Origin of the sequence: Micromonospora sp. NPDC002717 (assembly GCF_040295705.1) — a bacterium.
GTDB lineage: Bacteria > Actinomycetota > Actinomycetes > Mycobacteriales > Micromonosporaceae > Micromonospora.
This window is the reverse complement of record NZ_JBEOVW010000097.1, coordinates 1-1,201: the sequence shown is the minus strand read 5'-3', so window position 1 is coordinate 1,201 and position 1,201 is coordinate 1. Positions and strand designations below refer to the sequence as shown.

Below are 1,201 nucleotides of genomic sequence, written 5' to 3'. Positions count from 1 at the left end.
AATTGCAAGTCCAAGTTAGACAGCCAAGCTCATCTCATATGAACTCTTATAGTTGAACATTTTTCTTGGATAATGGTTCATCCAATACTCGATAGCGGCGACTTCTTCAGGGGTCGTCTTTGTTGTGCCTTTTGGCAGATGCCTACGAATCATTCGGTTATGGTTTTCATTCGTCCCTCGCTCAAAGCTCGCGTAGGCGTGTGCATAGTAAACTGGACAGCTTACGACCTCAGAGAGCCTTGCAAATTCATGGCCATTGTCAGGGGTAATGGATTTGAAGTCATAACTTTTTTGAAGTTCCACCAGCTCATCATTGACCGCCTGTGCTGTTTTCCCATCAATCAAGCGAATGATCTCCGTGCGGTATTTTCGCTCTGTGAGCGTCAAAAGCACCTTGTTCTTAGCTCTCGTAAGAATGACCGTGTCAATCTCGTAATGCCCCACTTCTAAGCGATTGTTAATGAACTCAGGCCGTTCTTCAATAGACTTACCAAAAGGATGCTTTGGCGCACGAGGTTTGATTTTCTTTGCCGCCTTATACTGCGGATAGAAAAGATGATGACGCTTGGCTTCTAACCAGCCCCAGTTGACCCAATTGTAGAGGCTGCTCAGAGAAACTCCTTTTGGAGCCTGATGAATGACTTCCAAAGAGTCCTTGTCTTCTTTAAGACGTGTACTCACATAACAATCAATCTCAGTCGTGAGTTTACTCGGACGAACACTGTGAGCCCTCAATCCTTCATAATTTTCTTGAGCCTTTTTAGCAGAGTATTTTACCTTCCGCTTGAGCTGGATTTCCCCTCGCTTCATCTCTCTGTCAATCGTCCCATGAGCTTTATTCAATAAGCGCGCAATCTCACGGTTGCTCAGTCCTTCTTTATTGTGCCAACGTTCAATGTTTAAACGGTCTTGATTGGTCAGGTGTTTCCCTTTGCTCTGGCTTGTGATAGAATAGTCTTGCATCTGAATTTCCTTTTTATACTATTTGGTCGAACTTCTAGTATAAGAGATTCAGATGTTTTTTGCTTGACTCAAGGTGGCTAACTTCATTTTACAATTTGCGAATTTATTATTTATTTATCTCTGATAATGGCCACACACAGGTCCAATTAATCAATTTTTTTATCATCAAAGGGCAGTAAAAAATGTGACCAATCCAAAAATTATACCTGGAAAGTTTGCCGTTGCCAAAGCTAAATCT

General features: G+C 42.1%; 1 protein-coding gene. It reads right to left on the bottom strand.

Features of this window, described 5'->3' with window-relative positions; genetic code table 11:
- Positions 1–15: 15 nt before the first annotated feature.
- The gene (locus ABT006_RS35025; RefSeq protein ID WP_350712757.1) at positions 16–963 is read right to left on the bottom strand and encodes an IS30 family transposase; all 948 of its coding nucleotides are present in this window, start codon (positions 961–963) and stop codon (positions 16–18) included.
- Positions 964–1,201: the final 238 nt, after the last annotated feature.